We start from the raw sequence: 14,898 nt of genomic DNA on the forward strand, positions 1-14,898 counted from the left end.
GTGCTCCTCGTCTGTCCCTCGTCATTCCGGCATGACGGAGAGCTGCCGCGATAAAACAGGGCACCGTCAGCCGACGGTGACCTCCTCGCCGAGGAAGCCGCCGGACTGGTGCCGCCACAACTTCGCGTAAACCCCTTCCGCGCGAAGCAGATCCGCGTGGGTACCGTGCTCGACGATGGTGCCGTGGTCGAGCACGATCAGCTGATCCATACTCGCCACCGTGCTGAGCCGGTGCGCCACCACCAGCGCCGTGCGGCCCTCCATGAGCTCCCACAGCGCCTGCTGCACCAGTAGCTCGCCCTCGGAGTCCAGTGCGCTGGTGGCCTCGTCGAGCACCAGAATGGGCGCATCGCGCAGGATGGCGCGAGCCAGTGCGACCCGCTGGCGCTGACCGCCCGAGAGCTTCACGCCGCGCTCACCGACCAGCGTGTCCAGACCCTCCGGAAGACTGTCCGCGAATTCGAGGACATGGGCCGCTTTCGCCGCCCGTCGAATCTCCGCATCGGTGGCGTCCGGGCGGGCGAAACGAAGGTTCTCCCGCAGGGTGCGGTGGAACATGGCGGGGTCCTGTGGCACATATGCCAGCTGGCTGCGCAGATCCGCCTGGCGCAGGCGCGAGATGTCCTGGCCGCCTATTCGAATCGCGCCACCCTGAATATCCGTCATGCGCAACAGCAGCTGGGTGAGGGTGGTCTTACCGCCGCCGGAGCGGCCGACCAGGCCCACCTTCGTCCCCGCGGGCACATACAGTTCCAGGCCGGTGAAGAGCGGCTGCGCGCCCGGATGTGTGAAGCTCACCCCATTGAAGTGGACGCTGGAGTCCTTGGGGCGCAAGGGCTCCGGTTCGGTCGGATCCAGCACCGTGGGCCTGTGCAATAGCAGCTCGGTGAACTGCGCGGCCTCGGTGATCGCACTCTCCAGCCGCCGGTAGATCTGGTTGAACTGGAACATGATTCCGGTGGCATTCCAGAAATATGTGAACGTCACGATGATGACCGAGACCCCGGCCCCTCGGCCCACCAGCCGCAGCGCCAGCAGTAGACCGAATACATTGGTGAGCACGAACAGCGGCGCGACGACGGTATCGATGCGCAAATTCGCGAAATCCCAGGACAGCAGCGTCCTTCGACGCTGTTCCGCCACTCGCTTACGGTGCTCGTCGGCCTCCCGGCGTTCGGCCGCGAAGGCCCGCACGGTCTGCATATTCGCCAGGCTGTCGGCCACGTGGCCCGACACCCTGGCGATGGCGGCCTCGCGGGCGTTGACCAGGGCCTGACGACGACGCACCAGTGGCGTGATGATCAGACCGGTCACCGCGATCATGCCGAGCAGGACGAATACCAGTCGTGGGTCGTAGCGCCACAGAATCACCGAGGCGAACCCCAGGGGTACCAGGGCGGCGCTGACGTCGAAGACCAGCCCGTCGACGAATTGCTCGAAACGCGTCGCGAAACTCAGCGAGCGCTTGGTGAGCGAACCGGCGAAATTGTCATGGAAGAACGCGGCATCCTTGGCCAGTAGTTCGTCCATGGCGGTGACGTACAGATTCTCGATACCGTAGGCGTCGGTCCGGTTCAAGCAGTGAATACCGATGCGCCAGAACAACTCCGATCCCAGCAGTAATCCGGCGAAGGCAAGGACGTACGGGGTAACCGTATCGACGCTGGTATCGCCGGTCGCGACGACGTGCCCGACCAGGCTCGCCACCACCAGCGGAGCCAGGTACAGCTGACAGATATTTCCCAGTGCCGGTGACAGCATGGCGGGCACCGACCACCGGGGACGCCGGGCCAATTCCCGACCGTAGTAGCGAAGAGCGAGCCGGACAGCGGTTGTGCGGGTGGACATTCGCCTCCTCTCGAATCGTGTTCGAGCAGCCCCCTCGTCCCGACAGCGCCTGCGTCGGCGAAGAGCGCTTCGTCATCCCGGAGGGTTCTGTCCGGGATCCACACTCCTTGACGGGAGGTGGATTCCGGCCGAAAGCACGCCGGAATGACGAGGGGGTGAGTCGGCAATAGTGCACCGATCGACGCGGTGGGGCCACTGATTTTCGGCCGGATACCGCAATGGCTCCCACCCCTGCGGGTGAGAGCCATTCTGGTAGGTCGTGAAACCCTCAGTGCCCCTGAGGAATCAGTGTCCCTGAGGAATCAGCGTCCCTGGAAGTTCGGCTTGCGCTTCTCGGCGAAGGCGCGCGGCCCTTCCTTGGCATCGTCGCTGCGGAATACCGGCAGGCCGACCTTGGCGTCGATCTTGAACGCCTCTTCCTCGTGCATACCCTCGGTATCGCGCATGACCTTCAGGATCGCCTGCACCGCCAGCGGGCCATTGTTATTGATCATTTCGGCGATCTCGAGGGCCTTGTCCAGCGCGGAACCGTCCGGGACCACATGCCCGATCAGGCCGAAGCCCAGGGCCTCGGTCGCGGTGATGTGGCGGCCGGTCAGCAGCAGCTCCGCGGCCACGGTGTACGGGATCTGCCGGGGCAGTCGCACCGCCGAGCCGCCCATCGGAAACAGACTCCACTTCGCCTCGGACACACCGAATTTGGCGCTCTCCCCGGCAATGCGAATATCGGTGCCCTGCAGGATCTCGGTACCGCCCGCGATGGCCGGGCCCTCGACGGCGGCAATGAGCGGCTTGCTGAGGCGGTAGCCCTTCAGCAGACCCGGCATGCGGGTCGGGTCGAAGGAGCTGCCCGCCGTCATGCTGTCGCCCGGGTTGGATTTGGCCATGTTCTTGAGGTCCGCACCCGCGCAGAACGAGCCACCGGCGCCGGTGAGGATGCAGGAGCGGATTTCCGGATCACTGTCGACCTGCTCCCACGCCGCGGCCATGATGGCCAGCATTTCGCCGGTGAGCGCATTGCGGGACTGCGGGCGATTCATGGTGACGATCAGGGTGGCGCCGCGCTTCTCTACGAGGGCGTGCGGTTCTGGATTGCCGGCGGTGTTGCTACCTGTTGCAGCGGTCGCGGTGGTCATCGTTCGCCCTTCTCTTCCGAGCCAATGCCGAGGATTCTGGGACGAAAGTACCCGGCGGCGTTGTCCTAAACAATAACGTGTTCTAGTTTGGAGTGTGGTGACCGCCGTCACGGGCGGCAAGGCAATGGAGAGGTCCCCATGGACACAATGAGTACGCGCACCGGATCCCGGGCGAAGCTGCCACCACTGATCACGGAGTCCCTGATCAATCGGCTCACCGCTATGGTGACCGCCGGAACGGCGGGCGAACCCCGTGAACCCTACGAGATGATCGAGGTCTACACCGGCGATATCGTCGGCGAACTGCCGCAGTCCTCACCCGAGGATGTGGAGGCCGCGGTCGCTCTCGCGCGCGCGGCTCAGCGGGAATGGGCCAGCTGGCCGCTCGAGAAGCGGTTGGGAGTGTTCGAACGGGCCCACGAACTCATCCTCTCCGAGATCGAGACCCTGGCGACGCTGATTCAGATCGGCTGCGGCAAGGCGCGCCGCATGGCCATCGAAGAAGCCTGCGATACCCCGATGGTGATCGCGCACTACTTGAAGACCGCGAAGAAGGTGCTCAAGTCGCAGCGGCGGATGGGCCCGATGCCGGTGATCACCTCCTCCACCGAGGAGCACCGCCCCAAGGGCGTCGTCGCGGTAATCGCACCGTGGAACTTCCCGTTCGCCATCTCCATGTCCGACTCCACACCCGCGCTGATCGCGGGCAATGGCGTCGTTATGAAGCCGGACAACAAGACCGCGCTGTGCACGCTGTACGGCATCGAACTGCTGCACAAGGCGGGTATGCCGCGCGGACTCGTGCAGGTGGTGTGCGGTGGTGGGCCCGATGTCGGGCCGACGCTGATCGACAGTGTCGACTTCGTCATGTTCACCGGCTCCACCGCTACCGGGCGGGTCATCGGCGAGCAGGCCGGACGCAATCTCATCGGCTGTAGCCTCGAACTCGGCGGCAAGAACCCGATGATCGTGCTGGGCGACACCAATATCGACGAGGCCATCCCCAGTGCCGTCTTCGCCGTCTTCGGCAATACCGGCCAGGCGTGTATGCATATCGAGCGCATCTACGTGCAGGAGAAGATCTACGACGAGTTCCTGCGCCGATTCGTCACCGCCGCGGCGGAATTGGGCGCTACGGCGGGAGCCACCTACGACTTCGGTCCCGAATTCGGCTCACTCGTCTCGGTGGAGCACATGAACCGGGTGGCCGCCCATGTCGAGGAGGCCCGGGAGAAGGGCGCGACCGTCCACACCGGTGGTAAGGCGCGTCCCGATATCGGCCCCGCCTTCTACGAGCCCACCGTCCTGACCGGCGTCACCACCGATATGGAGCACGCCACCAAGGAAACCTTCGGCCCGGTCGTCGCCGTCTACAAATTCCGTGACGAGGCCGAGGCCATCCGCCTCGCCAACGACACCCCCTACGGCCTCAATGCCAGCGTCTGGAGCGGCGACCTCGACCGCGCCTACCGCGTGGCCGAACAGCTGGAGGCGGGCAGCGTCAATATCAACGACGGATTCGTCACCACCTACGCCGCCAAGGGCACCCCCTCCGGCGGCGTCAAACAGTCCGGCGTCGGCAATCGCCACGGTGCGGCCGGTCTGCTCAAGTACACCGACACCATCAATATCGGGGTGCAGAAGAAGCAGGTCCTCGCCATGCGCGCGGGGATGCCGTACGAGAAGCAGCTCAAGAGCACCCTCATCACCCTGCGGCTCATGAAAAAGCTTCGCATGGGCTGAGATTCGCGTCTGGCGACTGGCCCCGGCCTTTCGGCGGGGGCCGTTCTCATTACTGTGCCGAGATCCGGCTGCTGTCGCCGGTGCCGGGGCGCGGGAATTGCTGAGCGCGAGCGCGCGGAATGGCTCACCCCCATCATTCCGGCGTGCTTTTGGCCGGAATCCACCTGTGATCAGTAGTGGATACCAGCCAAAGCACGCCGAGACGACGGGGTGGCAGCGGCATCGCGCGGAGAATCTCGGTAGCGGCCCGGGGCCGGTCGGCGCACGTTCACCCAGCGCGCCGCCCTATCTCGTACGGGCCTGGTCATCGCCTGGGCGGCAGGTACTTCGCGCCGCAGCGCGTTGCGGCTGCTACCGCCACCCGGCGATCTCCACGCCTTTGGCGACATCGACGCGGTAGGACAGCGTGACGGCGCTCGACTTGCCGGGCTCGACGCGCAGCTTCCAGGTGTATTCGCCGAGTTCGGTGGTTTCGGCGGGGTCGGGGGAGGTGCGAATGTCCTTGACGGCGATGGCCTCGTCGCGGGAGACGGGGGCCTGATCGAGGACGGCAATGGTGATATCGGCGGGGCTGTGGTTGGTAATGGTGGTGCGGTATTCGGCTTCGCGGCGACGGCTGCCGGAAAGGGCGGCCTTGCTGGCTGTGCGGCGAACGAGTTTGCGCTCCACGCGGATTCGGTCGTCGACGCCGAGGGCCAGCTCGAGTTCCTCACCGGGAGCCCAGGTTTCGAGCCGAGTGGTACCGACAAACTCGTCGCCGTGGAAGATCGAGGCCTTACCGGCCCGCAGGGTGTGCTCGGAGGTGTTGGAGACCGTGGCGCGCAGATGTGCCTCCTCGGCGAGGACCGGGGCGGTGATGTAGCCCAGCTCGGCGGGGAAATCGAGCAGCGCGAGGGTGGTTCGATGTCCCTTCGCGCCGGACGGTATCGCGACCGGGCGGGTCGTTCGGTAGGTCACCGCTGTCGTGCCCTGCTCGGCCGCTGCCACGTGCGGGGCCATGCGTCGCCTGGGCATCGCCTCCTCGGCGTCGGCGGCGAATGCGGCTCCGGGGGCCGGGGGCGGGCCTCCGTAGCCTGCCGCTCGCATGGCCGAAACCGGGATCGGTTGTACCCGATCGAGGAACCATGGTTCCAGCTCCGGCACGACCACGGACACCGCGGGCCGCGCGGTGGACAGCGCCAGCTCGCATTCCGGCCAATCCTCGCCGGTGTTTTGGGTGACCAGGCCGTACGAGGTCACGGCGACCTCTTTATCGGCCACGCGAATGTCGTATCCCGCTTCCCAACTCGCGCCGCCGACCACATATGAGAGCTCCAGTTCGACCTCGCCGTCCCCGGTCGGCTCGAGTTCGATGATCACACTCGTACTGTCCCGCGCGGGTTGTGCGCCGCTCGCCGCGATCCGGCGGTCCAGTGCGGAGAGTTCATCGGCCAGTCGGGCGAGCCGAGTATGCAAGGCCCGCTTGTCTTTCAACGCGTGGGCCAGCTGTGTTGCGAGGGCGTCGCCGACCTCCGCGACGCGACCGGGTGCGGCGTCACCGCTCGCCAAGGCCTTGGCGAAGCTGCTGCCGCTGCGTTGGGCCAATCCATTGAGGAGATCCACCTTCGCGGTAGCGGCTGCCTCTTCATCGGTGAGCCCATCGCTCTTGGCCTGCAATGCTTCTCGCTGCTCGACCAGCTCACGCAGGCCCGGATCGGCGGGTTCGGCATGGCGCTCTACGCGCACATCGACCCCGACGATCCGAGCCGGTCCGGACCCGGTGACCCGCACCGAATCCGCGGCCAGGGCCACGGGCAGTCCCGCGATGGTGGCGCGCGGTTCATCGGTCAGTGCGTAGCGTGCGCGCCGGGTAACCCTGGCCTGCTGTGGATAAACCGTGACGGCGACGATCGGAGCTGAAACAGTCGGCATATTCCGACGCTAGTCCTTCGTCCCGGCTCAGGCCGCCCGCACTGTGAAACCTGCCGTGCGCACGACGCCCTGGTGCTTGAAGTCCAGGAACAGCCGGTAGGTCCCACGCCCTGGAACAGCCGTATGGAAGGCGACCTCGGGCCCCGGCGCGGTCACACCGTCTCCCGGTTCGCCATTCGGGTGCACGTGCACATAGGCCAGATCCCCGGCCCGCAGTACCACCAGATGCCCGAATGCCGCCAGGTACGGCTCCAAATCCGTAACCGCCACACCATCTTTGCGCACGGTCAGGGTCAGCAGCTGTCCCGCGCCGTCGACAAGGTCGCCATCCAGGGTTACCTCGTATCCGTCGACGACGGCCGTCCGTCCCGCCTCCGGCACCGGCCGCGGCTGATATTCGCCCGCCACCGCGAAATCCGCACCCAGCGTGATGGTCTTCCCCAGCGCCCGCGGCGCGATATCGGTGAACGCGCGATAAGCGCCCGCCTCGGGCAGCGTCAGCCGTACCTCCCAGGTCCCGTCCTCGGCCCGAACCGGATGCACATGCCAGAACCCATCGAGTTCCCGCCGCACCACAATCAGATGCAACTCCCGATCATGCAGCGGCGCGAACTCGGTGACCGCGCCCCCATCCGGCCCCACGATCCGGAACCGGAAATCCACCTCCCCCGCCCGAGCGACGGTTTCGGCCAACTCGAGCGTGTACCCATCCTGCGTGACCTGCAACCCACCCGGAACCCCATGCCCCGCATGGTCCCCATGCCCAGCGTGAGCGTCGTGGCCAGTGTGAGCTAGATCCGCATCGTGCGCCGCATGGCCCGCATGCGCGTGATGCTCGGTGCGAGCCGCGGTCACATGTCCCGCGTGCTGCCTGTGGTGGTTGCCATGCCCCTCGTGAGTGCCGTGGCCCTCGTGGTTGGCGTGCCCTTCGTGAGTGGCGTGCTGAGTGCTCATCGCTGTTCCCTCCGAACCATTCTCGTCATTCTGTCACGACCGACAGTAATACCCCCAGGGGGTATCTGGCAACGAAGAGGAATTGTGGGCTGGATCACTGTGGGTGGGAAGTCGTTGCCCTCGCCCTCGGTGAACTGTGGGTTGACCGGTCGAATCGGGAAGCCCGACAGGAATTCGCCGCGGGGCTACATGCCCGGGCATATCCGGCGATGGAAGACCATGCGGTCTGTGTTTCGTGCCACCGCGCACGATCAGCTCGTGACTGCGGGTACCGCACTGCGAGAGTCATCTACGGTGAATTTTCCGGTGTGGACGACGCGTGCTGCGCGCTGATCGCATTCCGAATAAGCGCTCGCGCCGCATCACAGGTCGTGGATTGGCTCGCCAGGATATCGAAGGCTCGGCCGTACTGAGCGATCTCCCTGGGTTGGGTGATCTTCAACTCGGCGGTGACACCTTCCACGACCACCAAACTCCTGTCGTACATCACGAAGTTCATTGCGGGCGCGGGGCAGTAGGCCGTGGCCGGTACGATCCCGAACGTCACCCGGGGTAGCCCGATCACCGCCATGAGTCGGTCCAACTGTCCGGTCATCACATCGGCATTGGCAACCCCGGTCGACAGTGCTTGTTCACCCATGAGGATGTGGAAGCGTCGATCTCCGCGATAGAGGATCTGCTGTCGCTCAATCCGTTCGGCCACACCGTTATCCAGATCGTCTGGGATGCGATAGAAGTCGATCGCCTGCCTCAGGATCGCCTCCGCGTAGTCAGCGGTTTGCAGCAAACCGGGCACCACATACGGTTGATAAACCCGCATGAGCTTGGTGCGTTCAGCAAGTTTCGCCAGTGAGTGCTGGCCTCGCTTGGTGCCTGAGCTGAGGACTCGTCGCCACTCGACGTAGGCACTGTCGAGATTCCGAACCGTGGCAAGTAGGTCCGGAAGCTGCTCCGATGCGCCCAGGATCTCGCAGTAAGCCCGGATATCCATCTCCGTGGGGGGCCGAGTGCCGTGCTCGAGTTTCGAAACCTTGGACTCGTGCCACCCGGCGAGTTCGGCGAGATTGCGCCCGGACATACCAGCAGCACGACGTAGCTCGCGAAGTCGTTGCCCGAGCGCTTCTCTCGCTTCCTGGAGACTGCCGCTCACTTTTTGATCTGCGAGCGAGCAATAGCTGCGTACTCGGCATAGGGGGTCGCGAGATCCCACAGCCGCTGCTTGACGCCCACGCAGTACTCGACCAATCCGGGATCGGTCGATATCGCGACTCCAGCCGCTTTCGAGTTGCCGTCCACGAGATTGAACGCAACCCGCTCGCCGTCCAGGAGCCACCAATCATCCGGCGGCACAACTCCGGCGAGATGGCGTGGCAGATACCGAATATCCTCACCAGCTGCGGTGTTGTGCGCCGATACGGCCAGACTCCACCTCTGGTAATCCGTGTGGGGAACCGTGACCACACGCACTCGGCTCATCCTCACACCTCGCCCAGTAGCGTCGCGTACCAACGCATCCCAGTTCTCGAACCACGCGTAGTCGTCCGGCTCGTTCGCCAGGAAGCGGCGAAACGGCTCCGACTCGAGTGGCACGGCGTAGTCGTCGCGAACCTCTAGATGGAACGCCTCACTGTGACACTGCCGGAACAGCTCCGACCAGTCGCCTTGCCGCAGCAGCACCGTAGAACGTCCTCTCACACTTGGGTACTTCTATGACCGCTTCATCTTCTGCCAGTTCGAGTTTGCCCAGTGTCTCAGCGTCCGTGATCGGTCGTCCACACACCAAAAAGGTACCTCTGCCCGTGTCCCGAAGAGCGGAGTCGAGAAACGTCCGGGGCTCCAGAAAACCGAGCAGCAGGTGCGGTATTTCCACCGTGTCGGCGCGGTCGGTCACCCAGCCCTGCACCAGGTAGCCCTGCTCTGTCGCATACAAGCTCGGGCAGTCGTTCACCTGCGAGCCACACTTGCCGAGGAATTTCAGGAACATTGCCTGCCCCCTTATTGGATGGTCTGCGCCGGGTTTTCGGCACCTGTCCATCGTTCCGGTGTTGAGTGGATTTCGTTCGATAATGGCCCAATCTGGGCAAGTTTGGTCAAGGATATGGCCCGCGCGCCCTATGGATTTCTAGCGTCGATTCAGGCGTCGGGGCGAGTGCAGTCGGCCCAGCCCCGGACAGCCAGTAACGGCTCAACGGCGAACGGAGATCAGATGGCACTCACCGAATCCGAAGCCAAGGTGCTCGGCGCGCTGGCCGGATCGACACCCGCGCAGGGCCTGACTGTGCGGCAGTTGTGTGAGCGGACCGGGCTGTGCGCCGGGACGATTCGTCATGCGCTGCATCAAATGGCCTACCACGGATTCACGGTCAGCACCCGGCAGAGCCCGGTGCTGTGGCGCGCGGCTGAACCTGGTCTATCCCTCGTCGCCAGCTGCCCGGCACTGCGGGAATTCGTGCCGTCGAAGGCATTGCCATGAGACCGCGACCGACCGCCGTGGGCTACATCTGCCGGGAGGTGTCCGGCGTCCGCCAAGAATGGGACGAATTCCGAATAAGAAGTCTCGCAGCCAGATTCGGCTATGACTACGCCAAAACCATCGTGCTCTCCGGTGGAACCGCTGACCGGATCGTCCAGCTGATCGACAGTGTCCGGCGCGTCGATGCCGAAGCCGTATTCGTGCCCAGCGAAGCACATTTCATCGGTGGCCGTGTCCCGACCGAGCTGGTTCGGATAGCCGACGTGAACACCGTCGACAGTGAGAACACCTTTGCCAGGTGGATCGACACCGACGAGGCCAACGCCGCGACGTGCGGCAACGCAGTCCATCTCAGTGCGAGGACCGAGCTGACGGAGGGAGGTGCACAGTGGATGAGCCTAGGGAACCCGGCCCGCAGGGGCAGGCCCACGACAACTGGAACGTCGCGGCGAACGGCGACGACGACGGAAACGATGACAAGCCGCGCGGAACACGGCGATAGCCGCACGGATTGACTGCGGTACCTGGTGCGGGACGGCATTAGCGGGCCCTGGGCCGACATGCAGGTCGATCACCAACTGTCGACAATCGGCTCGGCCAGCGAGCTCCGGTCATCACGCCCGGCATTCGGCACGGCGACGTCCGGGTCCGACAGGGCATCGGTGCGCTCGGCTTCGTTGGGAACGTGCGAGCTGAGCAGGATTCACGACAGATCGTCGACGACGAAATCGAGCGTCTCAAAGGTTCCGCTGACCGATACCGCTGTGTCTTCGCTGCCTCGGCGGGTGTTCCAGCCGACATCGGTGATCAGGAAACAAAGTAGGACCCTGACCATCTGTAGTGGTCAGGGTCCTACCTATGTGTCTCAACCAACACGTCGGGGTGACAGGATTTGAACCTGCGACCTCTTCGTCCCGAACGAAGCGCGCTACCAAGCTGCGCCACACCCCGTGATGCGAACGTGGAGTAGCTTAGCGTAGGGGGGCGGTTGGCGCTAAATCGGCTGGTCAGGGGGTTTAAATCAGGCGGAAGGTGGGGCTAGTAGTCGTTTGGCGAAGGTGGGGTCTACGGCGCGATCTACGCCGGTGTCGGCGGCGATGGTGAGGACCAGGGTGCTGCTGCCGCCGGCTACGGCGAAGGTGTAGACGGACAGGGATTTGGCGCAGGCGGGGTCGGCGGCGGTGAAGGTGCCGGTGGTTTCCAGGAAGACGCCGTGCAGGGTCTGGTCGGAATTGGTGAGGGGTTCGGCCGCGCCGGACTGGACGCCCGAACCGACGGACCAGCCGATGCGGGCCACCTTCTCACCGATATCCTTGGCCGCCGCGGTCGGATCCGCCTGTTGCGAGACGCTCAGGAACATATTGGTGCGGACCATGCCGGAGCAGTAATTGACGCCCTCCGTTGCCAGACCCGCCACCGGCACCGTCTCGCCGCCTGCGCTGAACTCGCTGGTCGTCTGATCGATGGTCCAATCCTGGGGGATGTCCCAGGCGGCCTCGACATCCGTCGGGACCACCACCTGGTAGCCGGGGATGGTCGGGTTCTGCGAGCGTGGCGCGGTCGTGGTCGGCCGGGTGGTCGTGGGCGATCCGGTGGTGGTGGCCGGGACCGATGTCGTCGGCTGCGTAATGGGTGGCGGGTCGGAATCGCGGTTCACAAGTACGACGACCACCACCGCGACGAGTACGACCACCAGTAGACCGATGCCGCCGAACAGTAAGCCCTTGCGGTTCCCCCCGGGCGGCGGCCCGTATGGCGGCCCCGGAGGCCCGCCGTATGGCGGCCCGGGTGGCCCGGATTGGTACGGATTCGCACCGGGCTGATACGGATGAGGCCCGCTCTGATACGGATTGGGCCCGGGCGGCTGCGGCGTCGGCCCGGACTGATACGCCCCATCTGAATCCGGCGGCTGTGTCGGGTACGGCCCGTATCCGGGCGGTGTGCCCGGTATGCCCTGCGGCCCGTACCCGCCGCGCACCACCGTCGGATCGGCAGGCGGCACGACGGGCTGCTGCGGAGGGCCCTGCGGTGGCTGCCACTGCGACCCCTGTTCGGGAACGCCCTCCCACCACTCCGGATTATGCTGTGTCGCATCGTCATTGCGATCGTCGGATCCGCTGGTCATGAGCGACCCCCTATTCTCGCGGCCTTACGTCGATCATCCGCCTAGATCGGGCGGAGAGTGGCCATAAGCTGCTTGGCGAAATCCTTTGTCACGGCCTTGTCCACACCCGTGTCCGCGGCAATCGTCAGTACGAACGCCCCGCTCTCACCGGGAAAGGCGAAGGCGTAGATCGAATACGTCGACGCGCAACCGGGACTCGGCGCGGGCGCGTTGCCCGTGGTTTCCACGAATACACCCTCCAACTTGCCATTGGAGGTCTCGAACGCTTCGGCCGCACCGGGATTGGAGTCCGTGGAGGTGGTGTAGCCGATCGTGATCATGCGCGTGGTGACATCGGCCGCCGCCCGCTCCGGATCCATCTCATCGGACTGGGTCAGAAACATATTGGTGCGCACATAGTTCGGGCAGTAGGCCAAGCCGTCCTGCGCCACACCCGCCACCGGCAGTGAATCCGAACCGGAACCCAGTGCGGCGGTGGTCTTGTCGACCTGCCAATCCGACGGCACGTCATACGCCGCGCCGTTCTCCGACAGCACCACCACCTGATAGCCGGGGATTACCGCGGCCGGAGTGGTCGGCCGTCCCGTCGTGGTCGGCCGCGATGACGGCCGGGGCGAGGTCGGTGACGCATTCTCGGTGGTGAGCGCGCTCACCATGGAGGGCGTCGTATCGCCGGCGGCCGAATTACTCGAATCCCGGTTCACCAGAACAACTGTCGCGACCGCGCCGACAAGGGCCAGCACCAGCACACCGATGCCCGCGAACAACCAGCCCTTGCGGCCCTTGCCATTCGGTGGCTGCCCGGATGGCGGAGGAGGTTGACCGTAGGGCTGAGCAGGCTGCCCGAACCCCGGCTGACCACCGTATGGCGGTCCGCCGGAGGACTGCCCGTACCCGAATTGCTGTGTCGGTTCATGCCCCGACCCGGACTGATAGGGGGCGGGACCACCCTGTGGCCCGGATGGGTAGGCGCCGGACCAGGTTTGCCCGGGTTGATACTGCGAGGCACCCGGCTGTGGTCCGGACTGATAAGGGTTCGGCCCGGGCGGGTACGGCGCAGCGCCGCCCTGCGGGCCCACCGGCTCGGCCCCCGACCCCGGCCCCGAAGGATAAGACGGCGCCGCCTGCGGCCCCGACGAATACGGTGGGGCCGCGGATTCAGGTCCGTACGGTGTCGTCTGCGGCCCGGACGAGTAGGGGCCGGAACCACCCTGTGGCCCGGATGGGTAAGCGCCGGACCAGGTTTGCCCGGGTTGATACCGCGGAGCACCCGACTGCGGTGCGGGCCGATAGGGATCGGACTCCGGCTGGGACGGCGTAGAACCACCCTGGGGGCCCGGCGGATACGGCCCGCCCGGTGGCCCGGATTGGTAGGCGCCACTCCCGGTCTGCGGCCCGGGCTGGTACGGATACTGCCCCGGCGGCCCGATCGGTTGACCGAACTGCCCACCGGGAAGCTGTGCCGTCGGCTCGGGCGGCGACCACCCCTGCCCCACCCCACCCGGTGCGGGCCTGCCCTGCTCGGTTCCGCGCGGACCGTACGACGTCCCCGGCCGCTCGGGCGGCCCCGCTTCGGACGCGCCCTGCCACCAGTTCCGATCCGGATCGTTGCCCCGGTCGTCCCCACTCGTCACGATCGTCGTCCCCTCGCCTGTCGACTACACCGCGTTGTATATCGCGGTGCGCGGCTATCGCGCGACAGTTGCCGATGCGGTAATTCCGCGATCCGACTCGGCGATCGGCTTTTTCGGCGGTGCGCTGACCAGTGTGAGCAGGGTGGCCTCCGGGCGGCAGCAGAATCGATACGGTGCCCACGGCGACGTACCCAGACCCGCCGACACATGCAGTTGGGTATGCGCGCCCCACCGCGACGCACCCTTCACCCGCGACCGGTCGATACCGCAATTGGTAACCAGCGCACCGTAGAACGGCAGACACAGCTGCCCGCCGTGCGTATGCCCGGCCATCACCAGGTCGTAATTGTCATCGGCGAAGCGATCCAGCACCCGCGGCTCCGGTGAATGCGTGAGACCGATACTCAAGTCGGCCAACGGATTCGGCGCACCCGCCACGGTGTCGTAGCGATCGCGCTTCAGATGCGGATCATCCACGCCCGCGGTCGAGATGCGTACCCCGGCGACCTCGATATCGCGGCGCACATGGGTCAGATCCAGCCAGCCCCGTTCGGTGAACGCGGCCCGCATGTCCTGCCACGGCAGCGGATCGCCGAAGACGCGCTTGTGGTCTTTCTTGAAGTACTTCATCGGGTTCTTCGGTACCGGCGCGAAGTAGTCATTGCTGCCGAAGACGAAAATGCCCGGCCGCGCCAGCAACCCACCCAGCGACTGCACCACCGATGGCACCGCCTTCGGATGCGCGAGGTTGTCGCCGGTATTGACCACCAGGTCCGGTTCCAGCCGATCGAGCTCCCGCACCCAGGCCTGCTTCAACTGCTGCCCGGGCGTCATATGCAGGTCACTGAGGTGCAGTACCCGCAAGGAGGGTTTTCCCGGTTCCAGCACCGGCAGCGTCGCCTCGCGCAGTACGAACGCGTTCCGCTCGATCAACGAGGCGTAACCGATTCCAGCGACTGCGGCCCCCGCGGCTCCCAGAGCGGCGTTTCGCAGGACAGAGGTCGAGATAACGGGCATTCGCCCAGGATAGGCGACCTCAGGGCCAAAACTCGACCCGAATGCGGCGTGTACCAC

General features: G+C 65.5%; 13 protein-coding genes and 1 tRNA gene. 3 read left to right on the forward strand and 11 right to left on the reverse strand.

All coding sequences use genetic code 11. The features are described from left to right. Window positions 1–66: 66 nt before the first annotated feature. Together NU1_RS02995 and NU1_RS03000 are read right to left on the reverse strand one after the other, a co-directional pair. Complete coding sequence (locus NU1_RS02995) at window positions 67–1,848, reverse strand: ABC transporter ATP-binding protein (protein ID WP_067517115.1); 1,782 nt, start codon at window positions 1,846–1,848, stop codon at window positions 67–69. 302 nt (window positions 1,849–2,150) lie between these two features. Next, window positions 2,151–2,984, reverse strand: coding sequence for a crotonase/enoyl-CoA hydratase family protein (locus tag NU1_RS03000; protein WP_067517117.1), 834 nt, complete (start codon window positions 2,982–2,984; stop codon window positions 2,151–2,153). 138 nt (window positions 2,985–3,122) lie between these two features. Here NU1_RS03000 and NU1_RS03005 point away from each other — a divergent pair, with 138 nt between their 5' ends. Further along, window positions 3,123–4,727, forward strand: a complete 1,605-nt coding sequence (locus NU1_RS03005; protein ID WP_084520931.1) for a succinic semialdehyde dehydrogenase — start codon at window positions 3,123–3,125, stop codon at window positions 4,725–4,727. 351 nt (window positions 4,728–5,078) lie between these two features. Here NU1_RS03005 and NU1_RS03010 read toward each other — a convergent pair whose 3' ends face one another. The 5 genes from NU1_RS03010 to NU1_RS03030 form a co-directional block, all read right to left on the reverse strand. After that, window positions 5,079–6,638, reverse strand: a complete 1,560-nt coding sequence (locus NU1_RS03010; protein WP_067517119.1) for a DUF4139 domain-containing protein — start codon at window positions 6,636–6,638, stop codon at window positions 5,079–5,081. Between the two features lie 27 nt (window positions 6,639–6,665). After that, window positions 6,666–7,592: a DUF8832 domain-containing protein gene (locus tag NU1_RS03015; RefSeq protein WP_084520932.1), complete on the reverse strand. Its 927-nt coding sequence runs from the start codon at window positions 7,590–7,592 to the stop codon at window positions 6,666–6,668. A 289-nt stretch (window positions 7,593–7,881) separates the two neighbouring features. Then, window positions 7,882–8,802, reverse strand: coding sequence for a helix-turn-helix domain-containing protein (locus NU1_RS03020; protein ID WP_307642810.1), 921 nt, complete (start codon window positions 8,800–8,802; stop codon window positions 7,882–7,884). Continuing rightward, window positions 8,739–9,287, reverse strand: a complete 549-nt coding sequence (locus tag NU1_RS44115; protein ID WP_371859755.1) for a DUF6879 family protein — start codon at window positions 9,285–9,287, stop codon at window positions 8,739–8,741. The genes NU1_RS03020 and NU1_RS44115 overlap by 64 nt, the downstream gene beginning before the upstream one ends. Continuing rightward, window positions 9,217–9,576, reverse strand: coding sequence for a hypothetical protein (locus NU1_RS03030; protein WP_067517235.1), 360 nt, complete (start codon window positions 9,574–9,576; stop codon window positions 9,217–9,219). The genes NU1_RS44115 and NU1_RS03030 overlap by 71 nt, the downstream gene beginning before the upstream one ends. A 222-nt stretch (window positions 9,577–9,798) precedes the next feature. Between NU1_RS03030 and NU1_RS03035 the strand changes: the two genes are divergently transcribed. Beyond that, window positions 9,799–10,065 carry a helix-turn-helix domain-containing protein gene (locus tag NU1_RS03035; RefSeq protein WP_067517126.1) on the forward strand — a complete coding sequence of 89 codons (267 nt, stop codon included), beginning with the start codon at window positions 9,799–9,801 and terminating at the stop codon, window positions 10,063–10,065. A 38-nt stretch (window positions 10,066–10,103) separates the two neighbouring features. Then, the gene (locus NU1_RS42510) at window positions 10,104–10,580 is read left to right on the forward strand and encodes a hypothetical protein (protein ID WP_174565932.1); all 477 of its coding nucleotides are present in this window, start codon (window positions 10,104–10,106) and stop codon (window positions 10,578–10,580) included. A gap of 362 nt (window positions 10,581–10,942) precedes the next feature. Here NU1_RS42510 and NU1_RS03045 read toward each other — a convergent pair. The 4 genes from NU1_RS03045 to NU1_RS03060 all read right to left on the reverse strand — a co-directional run bounded on the left by NU1_RS03045 (window position 10,943) and on the right by NU1_RS03060 (window position 14,841). After that, window positions 10,943–11,016: transfer RNA gene (locus NU1_RS03045), tRNA-Pro, on the reverse strand. Between the two features lie 70 nt (window positions 11,017–11,086). Next, entirely contained in the window at window positions 11,087–12,190 is a 1,104-nt protein-coding gene (locus tag NU1_RS41090; protein WP_157551959.1) for a DUF8017 domain-containing protein, read from the reverse strand. 41 nt (window positions 12,191–12,231) lie between these two features. After that, window positions 12,232–12,957 (reverse strand): DUF8017 domain-containing protein, encoded by a 726-nt coding sequence (locus NU1_RS03055; protein WP_067517132.1) that lies wholly within the window; start codon window positions 12,955–12,957, stop codon window positions 12,232–12,234. 921 nt (window positions 12,958–13,878) lie between these two features. Continuing rightward, window positions 13,879–14,841, reverse strand: a complete 963-nt coding sequence (locus tag NU1_RS03060) for a metallophosphoesterase (RefSeq protein ID WP_067517134.1) — start codon at window positions 14,839–14,841, stop codon at window positions 13,879–13,881. Window positions 14,842–14,898 lie beyond the last annotated feature (57 nt).

The organism is Nocardia uniformis NBRC 13702, assembly GCF_001613345.1.
Lineage (GTDB): Bacteria > Actinomycetota > Actinomycetes > Mycobacteriales > Mycobacteriaceae > Nocardia > Nocardia uniformis.